Origin of the sequence: Starkeya sp. ORNL1 (genome assembly GCF_012971745.1) — a bacterium.
Taxonomy (GTDB): Bacteria; Pseudomonadota; Alphaproteobacteria; order Rhizobiales; family Xanthobacteraceae; genus Ancylobacter.
Window position 1 is genome coordinate 5,378,698 of sequence record NZ_CP048834.1, and the last position, 23,742, is coordinate 5,402,439.

Genomic DNA, 23,742 nt, shown 5'->3' on the forward strand with positions numbered 1-23,742 from the left:
TGCAAAACACCCGCCAGCCCCAACATTCCAAAGCCCCATGGAACCGATCATCTCGACTGCGAAAGCCCTGCTGCAGCGGCGTGTCGTGCGGTTCCTCGTCGTCGGCGTGGCGAGCAGCCTCGCCTATGTCGGCATGATGTCGCTGATGGTCGACGGGCTCGGGCGCGGCATCGTGACCGGGGCCATCGCCGGCTTCATTCTGGGCACGCTGGTGTCCTATGCTGGCAACAGCCTGTGGACCTTCGAAGCGGCGATGGACGCGCGCACCTTCACCCGCTTCTGGATCGTGGTCGGCGCCGGCTTCGTGCTGAACTGGCTGATGGCTTTGGGCCTCGCCTCGCTCGGCGTGCACCATCTGCTCGTCAGCCTGGTGATCCTCACCACCGTGCCGATTTTCAATTATGCCTGCCACTCGCTATGGACCTACCGGACGGCGGCGGGTTAGGCGCATGGGAAGCGTCGACGCGCTGGTCATCGGTGGTGGGTTCTTCGGCTGCGAGATCGCGGTCGAACTGCGCCGCCTCGGCTTTGCGCGTGTGATGCTGTGCGAGCGGGAGGCCGGCCTGCTGCGCCGCGCCTCCTATGTGAACCAGGCGCGGGTGCATAACGGCTACCACTATCCCCGCTCGCTCTCGACCGCCGAGCGCTCGCGGGCGAATTTCGAACGCTTCGTCGCCGATTACGGCTTCGCCGTGCGCACCGACATGGTGAAGCTCTACGCCATCGCCGCGACCTCGCGGGTCAATGCCGGGCAGTTCGCCAGCTTCTGCGGCAAGATCGGCGTACTGTGCCGCGAGGCGCCGGCGGCGCTGGCGCGGCTGTTCGATCCCGACCTGATCGAAGCCGCCTTCCTCACCCGCGAACTGGCCTTCGACGCGGTGGCGCTGGCGCGCTCCGCCGCGCAGCGGCTCGCCGACGTCCATGTCGATGTACGGCTGGGGACGCCGGTGAGGGTCGAGCCCATCGCCGCGCCGGCGCGACCGGTCCGCGTGACCTTGCCAAGCGAGACCATCGAGGCCGGACTTGTCGTCAATTGCACCTACGCGGCGCTCGACGATGTCGGCATCCCGGTGAAAGCACGCCTCAAGCGCGAATTGGCCGAGATGCTGCTGATCCCGCCGCCGCGCGATATCGCCGACGTCGGCATCACGGTGATGGACGGGCCGTTCTTCTCCACCATGCCGTTTCCGGCGGCGAAGCTGCATTCGCTCAGCCATGTGCGCTACACCCCGCACGAAGCCTGGACCGAGCCGGGCCATGGCAATGCTCTGCCCACCCGCAGCAATGCCATGGCAATGCTGCGCGATGCGGCGCGCTTCTTGCCCGTGCTGGCGAAGGTCGAGCCGGTGCGTTCCATCTTCGAGATCAAGACCGTCCTCCTGCGCAATGAGGATGATGACGGCCGGCCGATCCTCGCCGAGACCTGCGTCGCCAGCCCGCGCATCCTCAGTGTCATGGGGTCGAAGATCGACAACATCTACGATGTGCTGGAGATGCTGCGCGCCCACCAATGGAAAGAGAGCGCATGAGACGCGAACGCCTGACCTCGGTCTCGCTGATACTGGTGGTGAGGGACACGCTGCCGGATCGCGCGCTTCTCGACCGGCTGCTGGCGGTGCTCGGCGAGAACTTCACCGATGTCGAGACCATATTGGTCGCCGACGGCTCGGGCGCGGGTGTTCGCGAGCTGAAGAGCCTGGTCGCCACGCTACCGGACGCCACCTGCCTGGTGCTTGCCGAATGGCTCGACAGTGAAGTCGCCAGCATGGTCGGCATGGAGAATGCGGTGTGCGACCATGTGCTTCTGCTCTCGCTCACCGAAGCCGCGGTCGCAGCGGTGCCGGAGGCGGTGGAGCGGATACGCGCCGGCTATGATGCGGTGTTCGACCGCGCGGTGGCGGTGCATGACACCTTCATCCACCGTGCCGCCTACCAATTCCTGTCCTCGATGACCGGCGCTGCCTTGAAGCCCTCGCCGGTCGAGTTGGGGCTGATGCAGCGTGAGGCGGCGCTTTATCTGCTCTCCCGGCAGAATGCCGAACTGCTGCTGAAGGCGCGCACCTGCGGGCCGGGATTTGCCGCTACAGAGGTTGATGTGGCGGAGACGTCGCCGGAGCCGGAGCAGGTCTCCTCCCTCGCTGCTCGCGCGAGCAAGGCAGTGCGGCTCGCCATCAGCCTCGGTGCGACGCCAGTGCGGATGCTCGGGCTGTTCGCCATGCTGGCGAGTGCGCTGTCGCTACTCTATGCGGCCTATGTGGTGCTGGTGTTCCTGCTGAAGCCGAACGTCGAGGCCGGCTGGACCACGCTGTCGCTGCAGATGGCGGGGATGATGTTCCTGTTTTCGCTGATGTTCTGGTTGCTGTCGGAATATGTCGTGCAGATCCATGCCGCTACTGGCGGGCGGCGCCGACGCACCGTGGTGCGCGAATTGCGCAGCGAGCGCACGGCACGTTCCAGCCGGCTGAACGTTGTTGATGAGACCGGCGCGTTCCGGCTCGGCGCGCCTGAGGCGGCAACCACGGGAGGCGACTGACATGATCACGGCACTGATCGGTCATACCGGCTTCGTCGGCTCCAATCTCGACGCGGCGACGGTGTTCGACGAACGCTACAACAGCCGTAACATCAACGAGATGGCGGGGCGCTCCTTCGACCTTGTGGTCTGCGCCGGGGTCTCCGCGGTGAAATGGATGGCGAACCGCGATCCCGAGGCGGACCGCGCCGGCATCAAGCTGCTGACCGACGCGCTCGGCGCGGCGAAGATCGGCGAGCTCATCCTGATCTCCACCATCGACGTCTATCCCGACCCGGCCGCCGGCGGCGACGAGGCCACCGCGATCGACCCGGCGGCGAACCATGCCTATGGCCGCCACCGCTACGAGCTGGAAGAGTGGGCCAAGGACACGTTCCCGCTGGTGCGCATCGTGCGGCTGCCGGCGCTGTTCGGGCCCGGGCTGCGCAAGAACGCCATCTACGACCTGCTGCACCACAACCAGACCGATCTCATCAATCCGGCTGGGCTGTTCCAGTGGTATCCGGTCTCGCGGCTGTGGGCCGATATCGGCACCACGCGGCGCGTCGGGCTCAAGCTGGTGAACCTGTTCACCGAGCCGGTGCGGATGCGCGAGATCATCGAGTGCGACTTCCCCGGCGTCGTGGTCGGGGAGGAGAAGTATCCGGCGCCGGAGTACCGTGTCGGCACCCGGCATGCCCAGGCATTCGGCGGGGAGGGGGCGTTCATCATGTCGGCGCAGAAGTGTCTCGACACCATTTGCGGCTTCGTCGCAGACGAGCGCGGCATCGAGGCGGTCAAGGCCGGGGCGACATCGTGAAGGGAATGGCGATCTCGAACATCCTGCTGCCGGACGGCGTAAGTGACCCGGCGGCCTGTGAGGTGTTTAGCCGGCTGGGATACTCCGGCATCGAAATCGCGCCGGGCAAATCGGTGCCGGGCTGGCCGGCGGCGCCGGCGCGCCTTGCCGAGACGCGCGCCGCGATCGAGGGCGAAGGGCTTCGCATCGTCGCCATGCAGGGCATCTTGTTCGGCATCAGCGGCGTTGCGTTGTTCGGCGCCGAGGAGGCGAGAACGCGGCTGCGCGATCATCTCGCCAAAGTGGCGCGGGTAGCCGGTGCGCTGGGGGCGGGGGCCTGCGTGTTCGGCGCGCCGGGGGTGCGCAATCCGGGGGATCTGGCGCCCGATGCCGCGTTCCGGATCGCGGCCGACTTCTTCGGCTACCTGGCCCCGCTGTTCGCCGATGAGGGCACCACGCTCGCCTTCGAGGCCAATGCGCCGGTCTATGGCTGCAAGTTCGCCACCACGACCCGCGAGGCGCTGGATCTGGTGAAGGCGATCCACCATCCCGGCGTTCGGCTGCAGATCGACACCGGGACCATGTTCCTCAACCAGGAGGACCCGGCGGTGATCGTCGAAGCGGCGCCCTTTGCCAGCCATTTCCATGTCAGCGAGCCGCAACTCGCCGCGCTCGGCGCTTCCGGCGTCGACCATGGTCCGATCGCCGCGGCGCTCGGCGAAGCCTCCTATGATGGCTGGATCTCGGCGGAGATGAAGGCGGCGGGGGCATGGGAAGACGCGGCGGCGGGCGCCGCCGAACTGATCTCCGAACTCTACATGCCGTCCGCCGTGCTGGCCGCTGGGGCCGATCCTCTATGAGCACCGATACGCCCAGTCGTGCCATCCCGGCGCATCGCACCGACATCCTGGGGCCCAAGCAGCACCGCCATGTGCTGGTGATCCCGGTCATCAATGAGGGCGAGCGCATCCGCCGCCAGCTTCGGCAAATCGCCGAACTTGCCCCGGCATGCGACATCGTCATCGCCGATGGCGGCTCGACCGACGGCTCGCTCGATCCCGATTTCCTGCGTTTCGTCGGCGTGCGCGCGCTGCTGACCAAGACCGCGCCTGGCAAATTGAGCGCGCAGCTGCGCATCGCCTATGCCTTCGCGCTGGACGAGGGCTATGACGGCGTCGTCACTGTCGACGGCAACGGCAAGGATGGCGTCGATGCCATCCCGCTGTTCCTGGAGAAGCTCGACGAGGGGTATGACTATGTGCAGGGCTCGCGCTATGTCGCCGGCGGCGTCGCCGAGAACACGCCGCGGGATCGCCATCTCGCCGGCCGGCTGATCCATGCGCCGGTGCTGAGCCTTGCCGCCGGGCATTGGTACACCGACACGACCAACGGATTCCGCGCCTACTCGGCGCGCTACCTCGCCGATCCGCGCGTGGCGCCGTTTCGCGACGTGTTCGTGCGTTATGAGTTGCTGTTCTATCTGACCGTGCGCGCGGCGCGGCTGGGCCTGCGCACCACGGAGGTGCCGGTCGCCCGCCGCTACCCGGTGGGCGAGGCCACGCCGACCAAGATCAGCGGCATGAGAGGGCGCCTGGACATGCTGGGCGAACTGTTCGCCGCGGCGACGGGACGGTTCAATCCATAGCGACCCCTGCTGGGTCGTCATCCCGGCCGGAGCGCAGCGGAGAGCCGGGATCGCGTGAAGTCCCGCGCATCACCTTCCTACGATCCCGGATCGGGCCTGCGGCCCGTCCGGGATGACGACTTTGGGAATTAAGCCGCCAAACGCAGGTCCGAGGCGAAGCGCTTTTCCATGCCCATGGCGACGAAGATCAACCCGCCGTCCAGCGCGCCGAACACCGCGCCCTGGCGGCGCCAGCCGCGCTCGGCGAAGAAGCCTTCGGCCGCCAGCGTCGCCGCCACCCGGGCACGGGCGAAGCCCTGGGTGCGCAGGTCGGCATCGATGCGCTCCAGCAAGGCGGAGCCGATGCCGTAGCGGATGAAGAGCGGATGCACGAACACGCCATGGACGTGCGGCACATCAACGCCGCCGGCCGTGGTCGGCAATTCGATCTCGCTGCCCATGTAGCTCGGCTCGCGCATCGACCAGCCGCCGCAGGCCACCGCCTCGCCCTCGATTTCGGCGATGAAGAAGGTGCCGTCGGACACCAGCTCGGCGTCGAAGGTGCCGATGCGCGGAATGAGGGATTCGATCACCTCCTCGCCATGCACGCGACGCGCAAAGCCGCGCAGCGATGCCGCCTGGAGGCGGCGAACATCGGTAAGGTCGGTGGGATTGGCGCGACGGACGCGCAGAACAGCCGCGGTTGAGCTCGATTGGGTCGCCGGCATCAGTTTGTCTCCGTCTTCCGGAGGCCCCCGCCCGGGGCACCGTCTGCTTACTGGGCACGGCGAGACTTAGAGCCCATTTTCCAAACCGGAAGGGCCCCGGGAATCACGCCATCGTGTCGTCAAGCTAGGGACGGCCTCAGGAATCGAGGCTGAACGTGGCATTCACCGGGCATTCATCCGGCGAGGGCGCGTCCGCCCATCACACCTCCGTTGATTACCGTTACGGCCATCACATCCGCGTTGTGCCGCAGGATGCGTGAGTTGCCCCCCGTCCTGCAGCCGATTAGAACCGCGCCATGGCGCTGATGGACTTCGCGAACCCGACCCGTTTCCTCGCCCTTTCCGGGCGGGTGCTGCCGTGGCTCGCGGCGGCGAGCGCCATCGTGCTGGCAGCGGGCTTCGTGCTCGCCTTCCGCGCCCCTGCCGACTACCAGCAGGGCGAGACCGTGAAGATCATGTACATCCATGTGCCGTTCGCCTGGCTCGCCATGCTCGGCTACACGGCGCTGGCCTTGTCCGCGCTCGGCATATTGGTGTGGCGGCATCCGCTGGCGGATGTCGCGCACAAGGCGATGGCCCCGATCGGGGCGGTATTCGCCTTCCTGTGCCTGCTCACCGGCTCGCTCTGGGGTCGGCCGATGTGGGGCACCTATTGGGTGTGGGATGCGCGGCTGACCTCGATGCTGGTGCTGCTGCTGCTCTATCTCGGCTTGCTGGCACTGCGCTCGGCGGTCGAGGATCCGAACCAGGCCGGGCGCGCGGCGGCGGTGCTGACGCTGGTAGGCTTCGTCAATGTGCCGATCGTGAAATTCTCGGTCGACTGGTGGAACACGCTGCACCAGCCGGCCTCGGTGTTTCGCTTGGGCGGACCGACCATCGATCCGAGCCTGCTGTGGCCGCTGCTGCTCACCGCCATCGGCTTCACGCTGCTGATGCTGACGCTGCATCTGATGGCGATGCGCAACGAGATATTGCGCCGCCGGCTGCGCTCGCTCGAAGCGAGGGCCGCCGCCGAAGCCGCGTTCGCCTGAGGTAAAGCCATGCTCGGGGAACACGCCTCCTTCATCCTCGCCGCCTATGCCGGCTCGGCGGCGGTGCTGGCTGCGCTGGTGGCTTGGATCATGCTCGACGGCCGCGCGGTGCGCCGCTCGCTCGACGAAATGGATGCGCGCGGCGTGCGCCGCCGCTCCGCCGGCCGCGAGGAGGGGCAATGAGCGAAGCGCCCGCCCAGACCCCTATCGAAGGCCAGCCGGCACCGCCGCGACGGCGGCTGCTAGTGCTGCTGCCGCTGATCGCCTTCGCGGCGCTGGCGGCACTGTTCTATGGCCGCCTGTTCTCCGGCGATCCCTCGCGCCTGCCGTCCGCCCTGATCGGCCATGAGGCACCGGTGCTCGATTTGCCCGCGCTTGACGGGCTCGCCCGCGACGGCGCGCCGGTGCCGGGGCTGGAGTCCGCGGTGCTCAAGGGCCAGGTGACGGTGCTGAACGTGTTCGCTTCCTGGTGCGCGCCGTGCCGCGACGAGCACCCGCTGCTGGTCGAACTGTCGAAGCAGCAGGGCTTCCGCCTCGTCGGCCTGAACTACAAGGACGATGCCGAGAATGCCCGGCGTTTCCTCGGCCGCTTCGGCAATCCGTTCGCCGCGGTCGGCGTCGATGCCAATGGCCGCGCCGCGATCGAATGGGGCGTCTATGGCGTGCCGGAGACCTTCATCGTCGGCAAGGACGGGCGCATCGCCTACAAATATGTCGGCCCGATCGACGAGGACGGGTTGCGGACGCGGCTCATGCCGGAGATCGCCAAGGCGATGGCGGCGGGCGGGTAGGGTAGGTCGCCCTGCTGCAACATCCTTCGAGGCTCGCTAGTGCTCGCACCTCAGGATGACGTGGCTTTAAAAACGACGTCATCCTGAGGTGTCCGGCTTTGGCCGGGCCTCGAAGGATGCTGCAGCAGAGCGCCTAATTCCGCTCGTCCGGCAGGCTCGGCAGCGGGTGGATCTCGATCTCGTCCTCGATCAGCGACTTCACTTCCTCGGCGCTGGCTTCGCCATAGATGGAGCGCTTCTCGACCTCGCCCTCGTGCATCTGCCGGGCGACCGTGGCGAACTCGTCGCCGACATAGTCGGAATTCTTCACCACGTGCTCGCGCACCGCGCGCAGCATCTCGCGCAGTTCGCGCTCCTTCTCGGAGATCAGCGCTACCGGCTGTGGAGCCTCGGCGGCCGTTGTCTCGACGGGGGCGGAAGCTGGCGCAGAGTTGGCGTCTTGCGCGAACTTCTTCGTGCCGCGGCCAAGTGCCGGCGCCATGATCGCCTTCTCCACCTTGGCGGAGCCGCAGACCGGGCAGGCGACCAGCTTCTTCTTGCGCTGGCCCTCATAGGCGGCGGAATCGCGGAACCAGCTCTCGAAATCGTGGTCGGCGTCGCAACGTAGCTGATAGCGGATCATGCTGCGTCACCGGCGACCCGCAGCCGTGTCACCTCGCCGGGCGGCACCAATTCGAAGCGCCTGCCATGGTCGAGCGAGGGGATGCGCGTGCGCACCGCCGCCACCTTGGCGGGGTCGATCTCGGCGGTGATGATGCCGGGCTCGGTGCCGCCCTCGGCGAGGATGGTGCCCCAGGGGTCGATGATGAGGCTGTGGCCGAAGGTCTCGCGGCCATTCTCGTGCTTGCCGCCCTGCGCGGCCGCCAGCACATAGGAACCGGTCTCGATGGCACGGGCGCGCAGCAATATGTGCCAGTGCGCCTCGCCGGTCGGGCGGGTGAAGGCGGCAGGCGCCGCGATCATGCCGGCGCCGGCCTCGGCCAGGGCGCGGAACAGCGCCGGGAAACGCAGGTCGTAGCAGATGGTGAAGCCCAGCCGGATCTCTGGAAGATCGGCCAGCACGGCAATCTCGCCCGGGCGGTAGGCGGTGGATTCGCGATAGACGTCGCCATTGGGCAAATCGACGTCGAACATGTGGATCTTGTCGTAGCGCGCGGCGATCGAGCCGTCCGGCGCGATGAGATAGGAGCGGTTGGCGGCACGGTGCTCGCTCGCCCGCACGGCCAGCGAGCCGACATGCAGATGCACCTTCAGCTCCTCCGCCAGCGTGCGGAAGGCAGCGAGCGCGGGATCGCTCTCCTCCTCATGCAGGATGGCGAACAGCGCGGCGCGGTTTTCCTCCATGGTGCCGGTCATTTCCGGGGTCTGGATGTAGCTGGCGCCCTCGGCCGCCGCCTGGCGGATCAGCGCGCTCGCCGCCTCGACATTCGCCCCCACGTTCTTTGCCGTGCGCATCTGCACCAAAGCGGCCTTGAAGGGCGCGCCTTGCGATGCGGCGGCCTGGCGGGTGTCGGGGGCGCTCATGCTGTTCTCCGTACGCAAATGAGACAATCAGTCGGCGACCAGCAACGGGTCGAGTTCGCCGGCCTCGTCGAGAGCATAGAGGTCATCGCAGCCGCCGACATGGTTGCCGCTGATGAAGACCTGGGGGACGCTGCTGCGGCCATGGGCGCGCCGGGTCATCGCCGCGCGGCCTTCGGCGTCGCCCGTCACATTGATCTCGGAGAATTCGATGCCCTTGCGGCGCAGCAGGTCCTTGGCCGCGTGGCAATAGGGACAGGAACTCGTCGTATAGATTTCGACCGCTGACATCGGGCACCGGGCGCTTGGTGTTGAAGGGGTAGCCTATGATATGGGCGTGGACGCGTCGTCAACAACCCGTGCGAACACCAACACATCGACCTCGGCGGCGCCGGCGCGGCTCAGCGCCTTGACGCAGGCGTCGAGCGTGGCGCCGGTTGTGAGCACATCGTCGACGACGACGATGCGGCCGTCGCGTACCTCGCCCACCATTTCCTCCGGGACGACGAAGGCGCCGGCGACATTGGCGGCGCGGGCGGCACGGTCGAGGCCGACTTGCGGGATCGTCGCGCGCCGCCGTTCCAGCCACCCCGTGCGCACCGGAACATTGGCGCTGCGGCTGATCGCCATCGCCAGCGCTGCCGACTGATTGAAGCGTCGCCGCCACAGCCGCAGCGGATGCAGCGGCACCGGAACCAGCGCGTCCGCCTCGGTGAGCAATTCGGCGCCGGCCCGCGCCATCAGCCCACCGAGCGGGGCGGCGAGCTCGATGCGGTCGGCATATTTCAGCGCGTGCACCAGATCGCGGGCGACCTCGCCGAACGTCACGGCGGCGCGGGCGCGGCTGTAGGCCGGCGGCTGGGCCAGCGCTCCAGGGGAGATTCGGCTGCCCGAGTCATAGGGCAGGGGCGTGCCGAGCCGTTCGCACAGTGGCGGCGTGATGAATTCCAGCCGGCGCCAGCATGCGGCGCACAGGGCACCGGGATCGCTCACCGCGGCGCGGCAGGCGATGCAGCCGGGCGGCAGCACAAGGTCGGCAATGCCACGGCCGAGCTTGAGCATTGCCATGGCCGTGCCATGGCGCAGGCGCGTAGCGAGCGGTGGTGCGGGTGCCTCCGTATCCATGTACCGAGCCTAGCATGCTTTGACCGGGACGGGCGGGAGGACTAAGACGCGCGCAACAGCCGAGGCAGCCAATGTCCGCTCCCGACATATTCGATGCCCGCGCGCTCACGGCCCGGCGCCGGCGCGCACTCCGGCTCGGGCCGGCGACCTTCCTGCTCGACCGGGTGGCGGAGGATCTTGCCGACCGGCTGACGGCGGTGAAGCGGCAGTTCGAGGTCGCGGCCGATATCGGCACCGCCGGGGAAGCAGTACGGCACGCGCTCACCGGTAGCGTCGGCCGGCTTTATGCCTTCGGTCCCGGCGAGCGGGCCGACGTCGATGTCGTCACCGATCCGGAATTGCTGCCTTTGGCGCCGGTCGCGTTCGATCTCGCGGTCTCCGCGCTCGCCTTGCAGACGGTGAACGACTTGCCGGGCGCGCTGGCGCAGATCCGCCGCGCCCTGCGGCCGGATGGGCTGCTGCTCGCCGCGCTGTTCGGCAGCGGCACGCTCAACGAACTGCGCGAGAGCTTTGCGATCGCCGAGAGCGATACGGTCGGCGGCATCTCGCCGCGCGTCGCGCCGTTCGCCGATCTGCGCGACCTCGGCGGGCTGCTGCAACGCGCCGGCTTTGCCTTGCCGGTCACCGATGTCGACCGCGTGGTGGTGCGCTATGCCGATCCGTTCGCGCTGTTCGCCGATCTGCGCCGCATGGGCGCGGCCAACCCGCTCAGCGCCCGGCGGCGCGCGCCGCTCCGGCGCGAGACTCTGGCGCGCGCGGTGGAGGTCTATGCCGAGCGCTTCACCGATCCGGACGGGCGGCTGCGGGCGACGTTCGAGATCGTCTGGATATCCGGCTGGGCGCCGCATGAGAGCCAGCAGCAGCCGCTGCGCCCGGGTTCGGCCAAGCACCGGCTGGCGGATGCGCTGGGCGCGCGGGAAATCCCGTTGAAGCCGGGCGGGGCGGATTAAGATCGGCGGTCAGGGATTGGCCGGATTGGCCGGCTGCACCGCGCGCACCGCGGCGAGGATCTTGACGTAATATTGCTCGTTGACGGCGTCGCCGAGCGAATAGACCGCGCCGGCGATGACAGTGCTGATGCCTGCGGCAATGATGGCATATTCGATGGACGTGGCTGCGCCCTCGTCGCGCCAGAAATCCCTCAGCTTGCCCGAGAATCCGGGCTCATCGGGCAGATTCCGGCACGGCACCATTGTGGCCCACTCCACTCAAGGCAGTCCGACACCCCCGGACCCGACAATGTCGACGATTACCGGTATCAGCGGCTCGTCGGCCGGCGGCATGGGATAGTCCCGCAGCTTGCTGGGACGCACCCAAGCGAGACGCTGGCCTTCGCGGCCCTGCGCCAGTCCTTCCCAGCGGCGGCAGATCCACAGCGGCATCAGCAGCTGGAAGTCCGCATAGGTGTGGCTGGCGAAGGTCAGCGGCGCGAGGCAGGCTTCCTTGACGACGATGCCAAGTTCTTCCGCCAACTCGCGTATCAGCGTCTCCTCCGGCCGCTCGCCAGCCTCGACCTTGCCGCCGGGGAATTCCCACAATCCGGCCAGAGCCTTGCCGGCCGGGCGCTCGGTGATGAGCACGCGGCCGTCGGCATCGACCAGAGCACAGGCGGCTACCAGAACGAGTTTCACGAACGACCCCAATAGGCTACCGGCAAGATATTAACGCCACGCTGCCCGAATTATCCGAAATGCGGGTTATTTCCCGATATCAGGAACGATAATCGCCATTGATGGCGACATATTCCTTGGTGAGGTCGCAGGTCATCACCCGGTCGGCACCCTTGCCGAGGCCGAGATCGACACCGAGATCGATGACGTCGCCCTTCATGTAGGTGGAGACCTCCTGCTCGTCATAGCTCGGATCGCGCGCGCCCTCGGCGGCCACCTGGATGGTGCCGAAGCGGATGGCGATGCGGTCGCGGTCGGCCGGCTCGCCGGCCTTGCCCACCGCCATGACGACGCGACCCCAATTGGCGTCCTCGCCGGCAATGGCGGTCTTCACCAGCGGCGAATTGGCGATCGACATGGCGATGCGCCGCGCCGAGCGCTTCGAGGTGGCGCCGGTGACGGCGATGCGCACCAGCTTGCGGGCGCCTTCGCCGTCGCGGGCGACCTGTTCCGCGAGGTCGGCGAGCACGCCCTGCAGCGCCTTGCGGAAGGCCTTGAGGCGGGCGTCCTTGGCGTCCTTGACCTCCTTGATGCCCTTGGCGGCGCCGGTGGCGAACAGGAGCAGGGTGTCGGAGGTCGAGGTGTCGCCGTCGATGGTCACGGCGTTGAAGCTGTCGGTGACGCCTTTCGACAGCAATTCCTGGAGCACGGGCGCGGCGATGGGCGCATCGGTGAAGACGAAGGAGAGCATGGTCGCCATGTCCGGCGCGATCATGCCGGCGCCCTTGGCCATGCCGGCGATGGTGACCGGCACGCCGTCGATCTCGACGCTCACGGTGGCGAGCTTCGGGAAGGTGTCGGTGGTCATGATGGCGCGCGCCGGCTCGATCCACGGCAATGGCGCGAGGCGGGTGGCGGTCTCGTCGAGCACGCCTTCATATTTGGTGGCGTCGAGCGGCTCGCCGATGACGCCGGTGGAGGCGAGGAAGATCTCCCTCGGCTTGCAGCCAAGCGCCTTCGCCGCGAGCTTGGCGGTGAGTTCGGTGGCGACACGGCCCTTCTTGCCGGTGAAGGCATTGGCGTTGCCGGAATTCACCACGAGGCCGCGGGCCTTGCCGCCGCCAAGCTGCGCCCGGCACCATTCGACCGGGGCGGACGGGCACTTCGAGCGGGTGAAGACGCCGGCGACCGTGGTGCCCTTGTCGAGCGCCAGCAGCAGCACGTCGGTGCGGCCCTTGTAGCGGATGCCGGCCTCGGCGGTGGCGAAGCGCACGCCGGCGACTTCCCCGACCTCGGGCGTCGTCTTCGGGGCGAGCGGGGAGACGGGCGTGGCCTTGGCTGCGGACATCGGCGATCCTCGGAAGTATCCTGCGCGCTGGCGGGAAGGCATGGTGGCGGGAAGGCGCGTTGGATGTGCCCGAAGCCGCCGTCGCGCGCAAGGCAGGCGTGGTCGCGCGCGCAGGGGAAGGCCGGCTTTCCTTGACTTCGCCACATCCGGCGATTAGTAACCCGCCTTCATTCTCGCTCATCCTTGCGAGCCGTCCCGCCGCCCGGCCCTTGAGACCGGAGGTTCCCGCCCGACAGCGCTGTGCGCCCTCGGGCGTTTTTCGGCTTTGCCTCGATTACGGGAGCATGGAGCAAACGGACGCATGTTCGATTCACTCAGTGACCGCCTTGGCGGCATACTGGACCGGCTGAAGAAGCGCGGCGCTCTCTCCGAGGCCGACGTGAACGAGGCCATGCGCGAAGTACGCCGCGCGCTGATCGAAGCCGACGTCGCGCTCGACGTGGTGCGCTCCTTCATCGACAAGGTGCGCGCCCGCGCGGTCGGCGCCGAGGTGGTGAAATCCGTCACCCCCGGCCAGATGGTCGTCAAGATCGTCCATGACGAGCTGGTGGCGACACTCGGCTCCGATGCCAAGCCGATCGATCTGGAGGCCGCGCCGCCGGTGCCGATCCTGATGGTCGGCCTGCAGGGCTCGGGCAAGACCACCTCGACCGCCAAGATCGCCAAGCGCCTCACCGAGCGGGGGAACCGCAAGGTGCTGATGGCCTCGCTCGACACTCGCCGCCCGGCGGCGATGGAGCAACTGGCTACCCTCGGCAAGCAGGTCGGCGTCGAAACGCTGCCGATCGTTGCCGGGCAGAGCGCGGTGCAGATCGCCCGCCGCGCCATGGAGGCTGCGCGCCTCGGCGGCTTCGACGTCGTGATGCTCGACACCGCCGGCCGCGTCACGCTCGACGAGGCGCTGATGGCCGAGGTCGCCGAGGTGAAGGCGACGGCGCGTCCGCACGAAGTGCTGCTGGTCGCCGACAGCCTCACCGGCCAGGACGCGGTGAACACCGCGAAGGCGTTCGACGAGCGCGTCGGGCTGACCGGCATCGTGCTGACCCGCGCCGATGGCGACGGGCGCGGCGGCGCCGCGCTCTCGATGCGCGCGGTGACCGGCAAGCCGATCAAGCTGATCGGCACCGGCGAAAAGATGGACGCGCTGGAGGATTTCGATCCCCGCCGCGTCGCCGGCCGCATCCTCGGCATGGGCGACGTCGTCTCCCTCGTCGAGAAGGCGGTCGAGAACATCGACGCCGAAAAGGCGATGGCCGCCGCCGAGCGGATGCGCAAGGGCAATTTCGACCTTGAGGACCTGCGCGGCCAGCTCGAGCAGATGGAGAAGCTCGGCGGCCTTGGCGGGCTGATGGGCATGCTGCCCGGCGTCGGCAAGATGAAGAACCAGATGGCCAATGCCGGTCTCGACGACCGCATGATCAAGCGCCAGAAGGCGATCATCGATTCGATGACCCGCAAGGAGCGGCGCAATCCGAAGGTGCTCGACGGCTCGCGCCGCAAGCGCATTGCCGCCGGCTCTGGCACCAAGGTCGAAGACGTCAACAAGCTGATGAAGATGCACCGCCAGATGGCGGACATGATGAAGATGATGGGCGGGCCCGCCGGCAAGCGCGGCCCGATGGCCGGCCTCGCCAACATGTTCGGCATGGGCGGCGGCATGCCCTCGCCGGAAGCCCTGAAGCAGATGGCGGAAAAGATGCCGGGAGGGCTGCCCAATGGCGGCATGCCCGGCGGTCTCCCCGCGAAATTCCCCGGCAACCTTCCCGGACTTCCGGGCGGATTGCCGGGCCTCGGCCCGAAGCCGGGCGGCCTTCCCGGGCTGCCGGGCTTCCCGCCGAAGAAGAAATAGCTCTCAACGAACGTACGTACCTGAAAGGAAAGAACAATGTCCCTCAAGATCCGTCTCGCCCGTGGTGGCGCCAAGAAGCGTCCTTACTACCGCATCGTCGTCGCCGACTCGCGCTCGCCGCGTGATGGCCGCTTCATCGAGAAGATCGGCACCTTCGATCCGCTGAAGCCGAAGGACGCCGCCGACCGCTTCACCCTCGATGTCGAGAAGGCCAAGGCCTGGCTCGCCAAGGGCGCGCAGCCGACCGACCGCGTCGCCCGTTTCCTCGATGGCCTCGACATCAAGAAGCGCGAAGTCCGCAACAATCCGGAGAAGGCCGTGCCCGGCAAGAAGGCGCAGGAGCGCGCCGCCGCTGCCGCCAAGGCCGCCGAGGCTGCTGCTGCCCCGACCGAGTGATGTCTGAGCGGGGTGCTGCGGCGCCCTGCTTCAGCATCCTTCGAGGCTCGCTTCGCTCGCACCTCAGGATGACGTGGTTCTAAAAGCAACGTCATCCTGAGGTGCTCGGGCATTGCCCGAGCCTCGAAGGATGCCCGCCCCCGAGCGACGCCAATGCCCACCGACCGCATCCTCCTCGCCCGCATCGGCGCGCCGCATGGCGTGAGGGGAGAGGTGCGGCTGTTCGTGTTCGGCGCCGATGCCGAGGCGCTGCGCCGCTATTCCCCGCTCACCGACGAGACCGGGAAGCGGAAATTCCGCATCACGACGATGCGGCCGGGCAAGGAGCATTTCGTCGCCCGTCTGGAAGGCGTCGACACGCGCGAGGCGGCGGAGGCGCTGACCAATGTCGGCCTCCATGTCACGCGCACGCAATTGCCGCCGATCGAGGACGAGGACGATTTCTACCACGCCGACCTGATCGGCCTGGCGGCCGTGACCGTCGAGGGCGCGGCCTTCGGCACCGTCGTCGCCGTGCACAATTTTGGCGCCGACGACATTCTCGAAATCGCGCCGACGGAGAAGGGCAAGACCCTGATGCTGCCGTTCACCAAGGCCGTGGTGCCGGCGGTCGACATCAAGGGCGGCACGGTGACGATCAATCCGGCGGAATGGGCCAGGGAAGACGAGCCGCCGCCGGAAGCGGACCGGGAATAGGGGCAGCTCATGTGGCGCGCCTCCGTTCTCACCATCTTCCCGGAGATGTTTCCGGGCCCGCTCGGCCTCTCGCTGGCCGGGCGCGCGCTCGGTACGGCGTGGAGCGTCGAGGCCATCGATCCGCGCGATCATGCCACCGACCGCCACCGTTCGGTCGACGATACGCCGGCCGGCGGCGGGCCGGGCATGGTGATGCGGGTCGACGTGCTGGCGCGTGCCGTCGATGCCGCCGCGCCCGAAGGTGATACCCGCCCGCGCCTGCTGATGACCCCGCGTGGCCGCCCACTGACGCAGGCCCGGGTGCGCGAACTGGCGGCGGGGGAGGGGGTCGTCATCGTCTGTGGGCGGTTCGAGGGGGTCGACGAGCGCCTCGTCGCGGCGCGTGGGCTCGAGGAGGTCTCGATCGCCGATGTCGTGCTCTCCGGCGGCGAGATCGGCGCTTTCGTGCTGCTCGACGCCTGCGTCCGGCTGCTGGCGGGGGTGATGGGCCATCCGGAATCCGGCACCGAGGAGAGCTTCTCCGACGGGCTGCTGGAATACCCGCAATATACAAGGCCGGCGGTGTTCGAGGGGCAGGGAATTCCCGAGGTGCTTACCTCCGGGGATCACGCGAAGGTCGCCAAATGGCGGCGTGCGCAGTCGCAGGCCGCCACCCGCGAGCGCCGGCCGGACTTGTGGCAGGCGCATGAGGCACTTGCGCATGACGGTTCTGCGACGAATAGGGAATGACAAGCGGCGCGACTTCGCGTATAGGGCGCGCCATCACTGTTCCAACTGAAAACAGCAAGATGCGGACGCCCGCTCGCGGTGACGTTCGCCTGAGGTGATAAAATGGTTGATATTATCGCGCAGCTCGATGCCGAGCAGATCGAGAAGCTCTCCGCCGTAAAGACCCTTCCGGACTTCCAGCCGGGCGACACGGTGATCGTGAACGTCCGCGTCAAGGAAGGCGAGCGCACCCGCGTCCAGGCCTATGAAGGCGTGGTGATCGCGCGCTCCGGCGGCGGGATCAATGAGAACTTCACTGTTCGCAAGATCTCCTATGGCGAGGGCGTCGAGCGCGTCTTCCCGCTCTATTCGCCGAACATCGACAGCCTGAAGGTTGTCCGTCGCGGCAAGGTGCGTCGCGCCAAGCTGTATTATCTGCGTGACCGCCGCGGCAAGTCGGCCCGTATCGCCGAGCGCCAGGACAAGCCCGGCACGGTCAAGGGCAAGGCCAAGGGCCCGGCCGTCACTGCCGCCGAGTGATCGTCTGCCGGATCGCTCCGGCGTCGCATCGAGATTCCAATGGCCGGGCTTGTCCCGGCCATTTTGCTTTGACGGGCCCATGCGCTTGGGGCGAGCATGCTTCGAGGCTCGCTGCGCGAGCACCTCAGGATGAGGTGGTCCTCATAAAAGCAGCCTCATCCTCAGGTGCCCGGCAAAGCCGGTCCTCGAAGGATGTTGAAGCAGAGCGACCTCGCCTCAGCAGTCCTTGATGTGACTCACCCGCGTGCTTGTCTGTTGCTCGACGATCAGCGTGCCGTCGCCGACGAAAGCCGCATGCATCACCGTCGCGAAGTCCGGCTGGCGCATCGGGCAGGTGATGAGGTTGCTGTGCTCGGGCTTGACGTCTTGCGCTGAAATGTCGGTGCGGTTGTGCCCCTCCACGGCAAGGGCAAGAGCGCCTATGGCCGCTGCGAAGAGGACGATATCCGTCGGACGCATTTTCGCCTCCAGCATGACGCTGGGATAAGTCTAACGGTGCGGCATCTGGTTCGCCAAGTCATTATTTTCGCAGGGGAATTTGCCATGCCCGCGGCGCCTGCTTGCTGAAATACTTTATTACAACTGTGCTTCCAGCGGGTTGCGCCTGCGCGCGGCGTGGAAGACATGCGCCCACGGCATGCCCCCGGCGGATCGTCACCGACACGGCATTTGTGTCGCCACCGCAGACTTGCTAGAAGCATTCCATGATGAACGAGGTGGAAGCCGCGATGAAGGCGAGGGACCGGGTGTGCGCTGGCGCACGGCCGGAGGTGCGCCGCCATCTGCCGACCACCATCGGGTTTGCCGCGGTGCCGGACCATGTGCGCCTGCCGGCGCGCTTCTTCGGCCGCTTCACCGCCTGCGCCGCCGCACAGCTTAGCTGAGCGCCGCCCGGAGTGCGCCTGCTCCCGGCTGCGTTCTGCCATCCGCTTTCCATTCCCGACGTTTTCGTGAGACGACCAAGATGAGCACGTCCGCTCCCCGTACCCTGTATGACAAGATCTTCGACGACCACGTCGTCGACCGTCAGCCCGACGGTACCTGCCTGCTCTATATCGACCGCCATCTCGTGCACGAGGTGACGAGCCCGCAGGCGTTCGAGGGCCTGCGTGCCAATGGCCGCAAGGTGCATGCCCCGAGCAAGACGCTGGCCGTCGTCGACCACAATGTGCCGACCACCGACCGCCAAGGCGGCATCCACGAGCCGGAGAGCCGCCTCCAGGTCGAGACGCTCGCCGCCAATGCGCGCGATTTCGGTGTCGAATATTTCAACGAGCTCGACAGCCGGCAGGGCATTGTCCACGTCGTCGGGCCGGAGCAGGGTTTCACCCTGCCGGGCACCACCATCGTGTGCGGCGACAGCCACACCTCGACCCACGGCGCCTTCGGCGCGCTGGCCCATGGCATCGGCACTTCGGAAGTGGAGCATGTGCTCGCCACCCAGACGCTGATCCAGAAGAAGAGCAAGAACATGCATGTCATCGTCGACGGCAGATTGCCGGACGGCGTGACGGCGAAGGACGTGACGCTCGCCATCATCGGTGCCACCGGCACCGCCGGCGGCACCGGCTACGTGATCGAATATGCCGGCGAGGTGTTCCGCAACCTCAGCATGGAAGGCCGCATGACGGTCTGCAACATGGCGATCGAGGGCGGCGCCCGCGCCGGCATGGTGGCGCCGGACGACACCACCTACGCCTATGTGAAGGGTCGCCCGCGCGCACCGAAGGGCGCGGACTGGGATGCGGCGCGCCGCTATTGGGATTCGCTGCGCTCCGACGAGGGCGCCCATTTCGATCATGTGGTGCGGCTCGACGGCAGCGCCCTGCCGCCGATCGTGAGCTGGGGCACCAGCCCGGAGGACGTTATCTCGGTCGAAGGCCGGGTGCCGGATCCGGAGCTGATCGCGGACGAGGACCGGCGCCAGGCGAAGAAGCGGGCGCTGGCCTATATGGGGCTTTCCGCCGGCACCCGGATCACCGACATCGCGCTCGACCGGGTGTTCATCGGCTCGTGCACCAATGCGCGCATCGAGGATCTGCGGGCGGCTGCGGCGATCGTTAGCGGCCACAGCGTCCACGCCAATGTGAATGCCATGGTGGTGCCTGGCTCGGGTTTGGTGAAGCTGCAGGCGGAGGCCGAAGGGCTCGACCGTGTGTTCCTGGCGGCGGGCTTCGAGTGGCGCGAGCCGGGCTGCTCGATGTGCCTCGCCATGAACCCCGACAAGCTCGGCCCGGAGGAGCGCTGCGCCTCCACCTCGAACCGCAATTTCGAGGGTCGGCAAGGCCACAAGGGCCGCACCCATCTGGTCTCGCCGGCCATGGCCGCGGCCGCGGCGATCGCCGGTCACTTCGTCGACGTCCGCACCTGGCCCCGCGCCAGCTGACGCCGCGCGGTCAGCGCGCCAGGCATCTGCGAGCTACGTATCCAGTGGAGGCCGGGGTCATGCCCCGGCCTTCTCGTTTGTGCGATCAGTTACAGACATTCTGGCGCACATAATAGCGGTGGTGGGGCGTGCCCCGCGCCACCACGACGGTCTGGCAGGACGGGCCGTAGTAGCCGTTGCCGTAATAGCCGTTGTCGTAATAGTCGTCGCCATAGCCTAGGGCGAAGGGACTATAGAAGAAGGGGCTGTAGCCATAGCCGTAATGACCGTAATGGCCGTGGAAGCCATGGTTCCAGCCGCCGCCGTTCCAGCCACCGCCATGTCCGCCCCAGCCTCCGCCGCCACCGCCATGGATCCACGGCGTGCCGCCGCCGAAACCGCCTCCACCGAAGCCGCCTCCGCCGAAGCCGCCATGCATGCCACCACCACCACCACCACCACCGCCGCCCATGCGGGCTTCAGCGGAACTCAGCGGCACGACCGCGAGCGAGACAGCGAGGACGCCTGCCGATAGCCAGCCGACCATACGAGACGATTTCATTTCCATCGAACGAACTCCTGGTGTGCCCCGTCAGGAGAAAGATGGAGAGTGGAAGGCGGCTCGTCGCCGGTTCTTACCTATCGTCAGATGGTCACAAAAATGGGAGCCGGCAAGACCCCGCCATTAAAGCCGCCGCACACGGCCAAGTTTTCAAAGACGTCCAGCACTTGCAGCCTCAAAGAAACCGGCGGCATCGCGCCGCCGGTTCCCTTCATGCCTCAATTGCAGACCGTCTCTTGTACGAAATAGCGCGTGTGAATATTGCCGTGCGGTACCATCTCGGTCCGGCAATTCGTGCCACCATAGTAACCGTCGCCATAATTGTCAGTGCCATAGTAGCCGCTGTTGCCATAGGCATAGGGCGCTGCGAGGAGCGCGCCGGCGGCAACACCGGCCGCCAAAGGATAGCCATAGCCGTAGCCATACCGGCCGTACCGGCCATAGCGCCCATAGCGGGCATAGTTACCGTGCCAGCCACGATTCCAGCCCGCGCCGTGCCAGCCCGCGCCGTGCCAGCCAGCGCCACCGTGCACCCAGGCCCTGCCACCAGCGTGCACGCCGCCTCCGCCCACCCGGGCTTCAGCGGTGCCCAGCGGCACGGCAACAAAGGCGACAGCCAGGATCCCAGCCGCCAGCCCGCCGGCAATACGAGATGCTCCGATTTCCATCGACTTTACTCCTGATTGCGCCCCATCCGGGAGCAAACAGGAAATGGAGCGGCGATGGTGTTTTGTCTCCTGTACTTACGTTACGTTAATTCGTCACAATACCGGGAGGTTGCAGCACAGCATAATAAAAAGCCCGGCGCGAGGCCGGGCTTTCCGAGAGGAAATGTGCCGATTTACCAGCACTGATACCGGCGAACCCACACGCGGCGGCCATTTACCCAGCGCCGGACGGTCACATAGCCGCAATCGTTGTTGTAGTAACCGTTGTTGTAGGCATAGGGCGCGACGACCAGCGGAAAGCCCCAGCCCCAACCACCGCCGTACCAGCCGCCGCCATAGCCGCCGCCATACCAGCGTCGGCCGCCATACCAGCGATTGCCGTGCCAGCCGCGATTCCAGCCACCGCCACCCCAGCGCCGGCCGCCACCGCCCCAGTGACCACCGCCACCGCCCCAGTGACCACCACGCCAGCGCATGCCGCCGCCGCCACCACCCCAGCCGTGCCCGCCGCCACCGCCGTGGCGGACGTCGACCACGTTGCTCGGCGCTTCTCCGAGGGCCTGCTTGATGGCAATGGGAGCCGCGGGTGCGGCGCTCACAGGAGTTAAGAAGCCGGCGGCAAGGACGGTGAAACCCGCCGCGACGCCGAGCGTGTAGAGGGACTTCATGGTACGCACTCCTCGAACGAGCTTTCCGCCCCCCGTTCCAGGAACCAGCGCGCCAAGGGAGCAGTTGACGCTTACCTTGAACGTGCTGTCGTCGCTTATGTTCCGATGGGTTAGTGGTCACCCGTTATTATTATTGACGACCACGTTGGAGAACACCGGCGCCTCGATCTGGGTGGCGTCGATGGAGGCGGCGCTGAGGGCGCCGGTGGTCGAGGAAGCGGGAGCCAGGAGCACAGCCGCGCCGAGGATGCCGACCAGCGCCGCCGAAATGGTGAGCTTGCGAAGCATGGTCTGGTCCTCGTCCGGCCCGCTCTGGGGCGCTTCGTGTGAGTGTGAAAACGAATGTAGCGAGCGCAGGCTGAACGGTGCTTGAGAGCGGTGTTCAGCCAGCGTTCACCAAGGCGGCGCCGGCGCGGCGGAGCCTTCGAACTGCCGTAATGCCAGGTGGCCTGAAAGCGTGCGGAAGGTTAGGCTCACGCATGGCCCGCGAACCGCACCTTTTCCCCCCTGAGGACGACCCCATGGAAGTCTGGGGGCGGCGCATCGGCCGATCCCTGGCGGTGCTGGCGTGCATCGTGCTCGCTGCCTATCTCATTCTCACCTATCTGCGCTGAGGCGTATCTTGAGCGAGACCATGCCAGACGAAATCGGCGCGTTGCGCCGCATGAAAGCCCCGACCCTGGCCGAAATGGAGGTCATGGCCGAAGCCGCCTATGCGCGCCTGCCCGAGCGCTTTCGCGCCATGTGCGGCAATGTCGTGGTGCAGGTGGATGATTTCCCCACCGAAGAGGTGATGGAGCGCATGGAGGCGGAGAGCGAGTTCGACCTGCTCGGCCTGTTCCACGGCGTCGGGCTGGCGCAAGGCTACGGCACCCAGACCTTCGCCATGCCCAACATGATTTTCCTCTATCGCCGGCCGATCCTCGATTACTGGGCGGAGCACGACGAGACGCTCGGCAAGATCGTCACCCATGTGCTGATCCACGAGATCGGCCACCATTTCGGCCTCTCCGATGACGATATGGAGCGGATCGAGGCGCAGGCCGGATAGATTTGAAACGTGCAAATGCTAGGATTCGCACGCCGGCTTTGCTATTCAGCCGGGGCCGCCCTGCGGCACTGCTTAGGAGGTACTGCCATGGACAAGTTCACCACGCTGACCGGGGTCGCGGCGCCGCTGCATCTCGTCAATGTCGACACCGACATGATCATCCCCGCGCGGTACCTCAAGACGATCAAGCGCACCGGCCTCGGCAAGAGCCTGTTCTATGAGCTGCGCTACAATGAGGATGGCAGCGAGAACCCGAATTTCGTGCTGAACAAGCCGGCCTATCGCAACGCCCAGATCCTGATCGCCGGCGACAATTTCGGCTGCGGCTCCTCGCGCGAGCACGCGCCGTGGGCGCTGCTGGACCACGGCATTCGCTGCGTGATCTCCACCTCGTTCGCCGACATCTTCTACAATAACTGCTTCAAGAACGGCATCCTGCCGATCAAGGTGACGCATGAACAGCTGCAGGCGCTGTTCGACGACGCCTCGCGCGGCTCCAACGCGACGGTCTCGGTCGATCTGGAATCGCAGACCATCAAGGGGCCGGACGGCGGCACGATCAGCTTCGAGATCGATCCGTTCCGCAAGCATTGCCTGCTGAACGGGCTCGACGATATCGGCCTCACCGAGGCCAAGGCTGGCGTCATCCAGTCCTACGAGACCCGGCTCGCCGCCGAGCGGCCCTGGGCCTGAGGCGCGAGGGGCGGCGATGGGTGAGCGTCGGCTGATATCGACCGGCTCGCCTTTCGAGAAGGCCGCCGGCTATTCGCGGGCGGTGGTGGACGGCGACTATGTGTTCGTCGCCGGCACCACCGGGTATGACTACGCCACCATGCGCATGCCCGACGCCGTCGAGGAGCAGGCGCACAATGCGTTCCGCACCATCATTGCCGTGCTGGAGGAGGCCGGCACCTCGCTCGCCCATGTGGTGCGGGCCAACTACGTGATCACCGACCCCGCCTATGCCGAACAACTGTTCCCGATCTTCGGCGCCTATTTCGGCGAGATCCGCCCGGCCTCGATGCTGATCGTCGCCGGCCTGCTCAAGCCGGAGATGAAGATCGAGATCGAGGTGACGGCGCGGATTCGCCGCTGATGGGGCGAGCCCCGGCCGCCGCGCGCCCCGATGTGTCGGGCGCTTCCCGCTGCG

At 67.1% G+C, this 23,742-nt stretch carries 34 protein-coding genes; 20 read left to right on the plus strand and 14 right to left on the minus strand.

The window, feature by feature from the left end; translation table 11 throughout:
• Window positions 1-37: 37 nt before the first annotated feature.
• The 6 genes from G3545_RS25305 to G3545_RS25330 are packed head-to-tail and all read left to right on the plus strand — an operon-like array spanning window position 38 to window position 4,956.
• Window positions 38-445, plus strand: coding sequence for a GtrA family protein (locus tag G3545_RS25305; RefSeq protein WP_170016855.1), 408 nt, complete (start codon window positions 38-40; stop codon window positions 443-445).
• Between the two features lie 4 nt (window positions 446-449).
• Window positions 450-1,529: an FAD-dependent oxidoreductase gene (locus G3545_RS25310; RefSeq protein WP_170016857.1), complete on the plus strand. Its 1,080-nt coding sequence runs from the start codon at window positions 450-452 to the stop codon at window positions 1,527-1,529.
• Window positions 1,526-2,533, plus strand: coding sequence for a hypothetical protein (locus G3545_RS25315; RefSeq protein ID WP_170016859.1), 1,008 nt, complete (start codon window positions 1,526-1,528; stop codon window positions 2,531-2,533). The genes G3545_RS25310 and G3545_RS25315 overlap by 4 nt, the downstream gene beginning before the upstream one ends.
• 1 nt (window position 2,534) lies before the next feature.
• The gene (locus G3545_RS25320) at window positions 2,535-3,332 is read left to right on the plus strand and encodes an NAD(P)-dependent oxidoreductase (protein ID WP_170016861.1); all 798 of its coding nucleotides are present in this window, start codon (window positions 2,535-2,537) and stop codon (window positions 3,330-3,332) included.
• 5 nt (window positions 3,333-3,337) lie between these two features.
• Complete coding sequence (locus tag G3545_RS25325) at window positions 3,338-4,171, plus strand: sugar phosphate isomerase/epimerase family protein (protein ID WP_170016863.1); 834 nt, start codon at window positions 3,338-3,340, stop codon at window positions 4,169-4,171.
• Window positions 4,168-4,956 (plus strand): glycosyltransferase family 2 protein, encoded by a 789-nt coding sequence (locus G3545_RS25330; protein WP_170016865.1) that lies wholly within the window; start codon window positions 4,168-4,170, stop codon window positions 4,954-4,956. Before G3545_RS25325 ends, G3545_RS25330 begins: the two co-directional genes overlap by 4 nt.
• Window positions 4,957-5,084: 128 nt before the next feature.
• Here G3545_RS25330 and G3545_RS25335 read toward each other — a convergent pair whose 3' ends face one another.
• On the minus strand, window positions 5,085-5,663 hold the full coding sequence (locus tag G3545_RS25335; RefSeq protein WP_170016867.1) for a GNAT family N-acetyltransferase: 579 nt from the start codon (window positions 5,661-5,663) through the stop codon (window positions 5,085-5,087).
• Between the two features lie 296 nt (window positions 5,664-5,959).
• On the opposite strand from G3545_RS25335, the gene G3545_RS25340 reads away from it, so the two are divergent.
• Genes G3545_RS25340 through G3545_RS25350 form a run of 3 tightly spaced genes read left to right on the plus strand, consistent with a single transcriptional unit; the run spans window position 5,960 to window position 7,485 of the window.
• The gene (locus G3545_RS25340; protein WP_170016869.1) at window positions 5,960-6,694 is read left to right on the plus strand and encodes a heme ABC transporter permease; all 735 of its coding nucleotides are present in this window, start codon (window positions 5,960-5,962) and stop codon (window positions 6,692-6,694) included.
• Window positions 6,695-6,703: 9 nt separating this feature from the next.
• Window positions 6,704-6,877, plus strand: coding sequence for a heme exporter protein CcmD (gene ccmD / locus G3545_RS25345; protein ID WP_170016872.1), 174 nt, complete (start codon window positions 6,704-6,706; stop codon window positions 6,875-6,877).
• Window positions 6,874-7,485 carry a DsbE family thiol:disulfide interchange protein gene (locus G3545_RS25350; RefSeq protein ID WP_170016874.1) on the plus strand — a complete coding sequence of 204 codons (612 nt, stop codon included), beginning with the start codon at window positions 6,874-6,876 and terminating at the stop codon, window positions 7,483-7,485. The genes ccmD and G3545_RS25350 overlap by 4 nt, the downstream gene beginning before the upstream one ends.
• A gap of 133 nt (window positions 7,486-7,618) precedes the next feature.
• Here G3545_RS25350 and G3545_RS25355 read toward each other — a convergent pair whose 3' ends face one another.
• From G3545_RS25355 to G3545_RS25370, 4 genes are read right to left on the minus strand one after another with little or no spacing between them, the layout of a single operon-like run.
• The gene (locus G3545_RS25355; RefSeq protein ID WP_170016876.1) at window positions 7,619-8,107 is read right to left on the minus strand and encodes a DUF1178 family protein; all 489 of its coding nucleotides are present in this window, start codon (window positions 8,105-8,107) and stop codon (window positions 7,619-7,621) included.
• Window positions 8,104-9,009: a carbon-nitrogen hydrolase family protein gene (locus G3545_RS25360; protein ID WP_170016878.1), complete on the minus strand. Its 906-nt coding sequence runs from the start codon at window positions 9,007-9,009 to the stop codon at window positions 8,104-8,106. The genes G3545_RS25355 and G3545_RS25360 overlap by 4 nt, the downstream gene beginning before the upstream one ends.
• A gap of 27 nt (window positions 9,010-9,036) precedes the next feature.
• The gene (gene grxC / locus G3545_RS25365; protein ID WP_170016881.1) at window positions 9,037-9,297 is read right to left on the minus strand and encodes a glutaredoxin 3; all 261 of its coding nucleotides are present in this window, start codon (window positions 9,295-9,297) and stop codon (window positions 9,037-9,039) included.
• 33 nt (window positions 9,298-9,330) lie between these two features.
• The gene (locus tag G3545_RS25370; protein WP_170016883.1) at window positions 9,331-10,131 is read right to left on the minus strand and encodes a ComF family protein; all 801 of its coding nucleotides are present in this window, start codon (window positions 10,129-10,131) and stop codon (window positions 9,331-9,333) included.
• A gap of 71 nt (window positions 10,132-10,202) precedes the next feature.
• Here G3545_RS25370 and G3545_RS25375 point away from each other — a divergent pair, with 71 nt between their 5' ends.
• The gene (locus tag G3545_RS25375; protein WP_170016885.1) at window positions 10,203-11,081 is read left to right on the plus strand and encodes a methyltransferase domain-containing protein; all 879 of its coding nucleotides are present in this window, start codon (window positions 10,203-10,205) and stop codon (window positions 11,079-11,081) included.
• 9 nt (window positions 11,082-11,090) lie between these two features.
• On the opposite strand, the gene G3545_RS25380 is transcribed toward G3545_RS25375, so the two are convergent.
• From G3545_RS25380 to argJ, 3 genes are all read right to left on the minus strand, one after another.
• Window positions 11,091-11,324, minus strand: a complete 234-nt coding sequence (locus G3545_RS25380) for a Flp family type IVb pilin (RefSeq protein WP_170016887.1) — start codon at window positions 11,322-11,324, stop codon at window positions 11,091-11,093.
• Between the two features lie 15 nt (window positions 11,325-11,339).
• The gene (locus tag G3545_RS25385) at window positions 11,340-11,774 is read right to left on the minus strand and encodes a (deoxy)nucleoside triphosphate pyrophosphohydrolase (protein WP_170016889.1); all 435 of its coding nucleotides are present in this window, start codon (window positions 11,772-11,774) and stop codon (window positions 11,340-11,342) included.
• Between the two features lie 67 nt (window positions 11,775-11,841).
• A complete protein-coding gene (gene argJ / locus G3545_RS25390) occupies window positions 11,842-13,089 on the minus strand; it encodes a bifunctional glutamate N-acetyltransferase/amino-acid acetyltransferase ArgJ (protein WP_170016891.1) in 1,248 nt (415 codons plus the stop codon).
• Between the two features lie 301 nt (window positions 13,090-13,390).
• Here argJ and ffh point away from each other — a divergent pair, with 301 nt between their 5' ends.
• From ffh to rplS, 5 genes are all read left to right on the plus strand, one after another.
• Complete coding sequence (gene ffh / locus G3545_RS25395) at window positions 13,391-14,938, plus strand: signal recognition particle protein (RefSeq protein ID WP_170016893.1); 1,548 nt, start codon at window positions 13,391-13,393, stop codon at window positions 14,936-14,938.
• A 36-nt stretch (window positions 14,939-14,974) separates the two neighbouring features.
• Window positions 14,975-15,334: a 30S ribosomal protein S16 gene (gene rpsP, locus G3545_RS25400; RefSeq protein WP_170016895.1), complete on the plus strand. Its 360-nt coding sequence runs from the start codon at window positions 14,975-14,977 to the stop codon at window positions 15,332-15,334.
• Between the two features lie 153 nt (window positions 15,335-15,487).
• Window positions 15,488-16,030 (plus strand): ribosome maturation factor RimM, encoded by a 543-nt coding sequence (gene rimM, locus G3545_RS25405; RefSeq protein ID WP_170016897.1) that lies wholly within the window; start codon window positions 15,488-15,490, stop codon window positions 16,028-16,030.
• 9 nt (window positions 16,031-16,039) lie between these two features.
• Window positions 16,040-16,759 carry a tRNA (guanosine(37)-N1)-methyltransferase TrmD gene (gene trmD / locus G3545_RS25410; RefSeq protein WP_170016899.1) on the plus strand — a complete coding sequence of 240 codons (720 nt, stop codon included), beginning with the start codon at window positions 16,040-16,042 and terminating at the stop codon, window positions 16,757-16,759.
• 102 nt (window positions 16,760-16,861) lie between these two features.
• Window positions 16,862-17,278 carry a 50S ribosomal protein L19 gene (gene rplS / locus G3545_RS25415; RefSeq protein ID WP_170016901.1) on the plus strand — a complete coding sequence of 139 codons (417 nt, stop codon included), beginning with the start codon at window positions 16,862-16,864 and terminating at the stop codon, window positions 17,276-17,278.
• 216 nt (window positions 17,279-17,494) lie between these two features.
• On the opposite strand, the gene G3545_RS25420 is transcribed toward rplS, so the two are convergent.
• Window positions 17,495-17,737, minus strand: a complete 243-nt coding sequence (locus G3545_RS25420) for a hypothetical protein (protein WP_170016903.1) — start codon at window positions 17,735-17,737, stop codon at window positions 17,495-17,497.
• 245 nt (window positions 17,738-17,982) lie between these two features.
• On the opposite strand from G3545_RS25420, the gene G3545_RS25425 reads away from it, so the two are divergent.
• Together G3545_RS25425 and leuC are read left to right on the plus strand one after the other, a co-directional pair.
• A complete protein-coding gene (locus tag G3545_RS25425; RefSeq protein ID WP_170016905.1) occupies window positions 17,983-18,162 on the plus strand; it encodes a hypothetical protein in 180 nt (59 codons plus the stop codon).
• Window positions 18,163-18,242: 80 nt separating this feature from the next.
• Window positions 18,243-19,664 carry a 3-isopropylmalate dehydratase large subunit gene (gene leuC, locus G3545_RS25430; protein ID WP_170016907.1) on the plus strand — a complete coding sequence of 474 codons (1,422 nt, stop codon included), beginning with the start codon at window positions 18,243-18,245 and terminating at the stop codon, window positions 19,662-19,664.
• 85 nt (window positions 19,665-19,749) lie between these two features.
• On the opposite strand, the gene G3545_RS25435 is transcribed toward leuC, so the two are convergent.
• From G3545_RS25435 to G3545_RS25450, 5 genes are all read right to left on the minus strand, one after another.
• Window positions 19,750-20,205 carry a hypothetical protein gene (locus G3545_RS25435; RefSeq protein ID WP_170016909.1) on the minus strand — a complete coding sequence of 152 codons (456 nt, stop codon included), beginning with the start codon at window positions 20,203-20,205 and terminating at the stop codon, window positions 19,750-19,752.
• An 83-nt stretch (window positions 20,206-20,288) separates the two neighbouring features.
• Window positions 20,289-20,420, minus strand: coding sequence for a hypothetical protein (locus G3545_RS29950; protein ID WP_281411691.1), 132 nt, complete (start codon window positions 20,418-20,420; stop codon window positions 20,289-20,291).
• Between the two features lie 3 nt (window positions 20,421-20,423).
• Complete coding sequence (locus tag G3545_RS25440; protein WP_170016911.1) at window positions 20,424-20,873, minus strand: hypothetical protein; 450 nt, start codon at window positions 20,871-20,873, stop codon at window positions 20,424-20,426.
• Window positions 20,874-21,046: 173 nt separating this feature from the next.
• On the minus strand, window positions 21,047-21,541 hold the full coding sequence (locus tag G3545_RS25445; protein WP_170016913.1) for a hypothetical protein: 495 nt from the start codon (window positions 21,539-21,541) through the stop codon (window positions 21,047-21,049).
• A 117-nt stretch (window positions 21,542-21,658) separates the two neighbouring features.
• Window positions 21,659-21,829 carry a hypothetical protein gene (locus G3545_RS25450; protein ID WP_170016915.1) on the minus strand — a complete coding sequence of 57 codons (171 nt, stop codon included), beginning with the start codon at window positions 21,827-21,829 and terminating at the stop codon, window positions 21,659-21,661.
• Window positions 21,830-22,175: 346 nt separating this feature from the next.
• On the opposite strand from G3545_RS25450, the gene G3545_RS25455 reads away from it, so the two are divergent.
• From G3545_RS25455 to G3545_RS25465, 3 genes are all read left to right on the plus strand, one after another.
• Window positions 22,176-22,592 carry a metallopeptidase family protein gene (locus tag G3545_RS25455; protein WP_170016917.1) on the plus strand — a complete coding sequence of 139 codons (417 nt, stop codon included), beginning with the start codon at window positions 22,176-22,178 and terminating at the stop codon, window positions 22,590-22,592.
• Between the two features lie 87 nt (window positions 22,593-22,679).
• Window positions 22,680-23,285, plus strand: coding sequence for a 3-isopropylmalate dehydratase small subunit (leuD, locus tag G3545_RS25460; RefSeq protein WP_170016919.1), 606 nt, complete (start codon window positions 22,680-22,682; stop codon window positions 23,283-23,285).
• A 16-nt stretch (window positions 23,286-23,301) separates the two neighbouring features.
• Window positions 23,302-23,688: a RidA family protein gene (locus tag G3545_RS25465; protein WP_170016921.1), complete on the plus strand. Its 387-nt coding sequence runs from the start codon at window positions 23,302-23,304 to the stop codon at window positions 23,686-23,688.
• Window positions 23,689-23,742 lie beyond the last annotated feature (54 nt).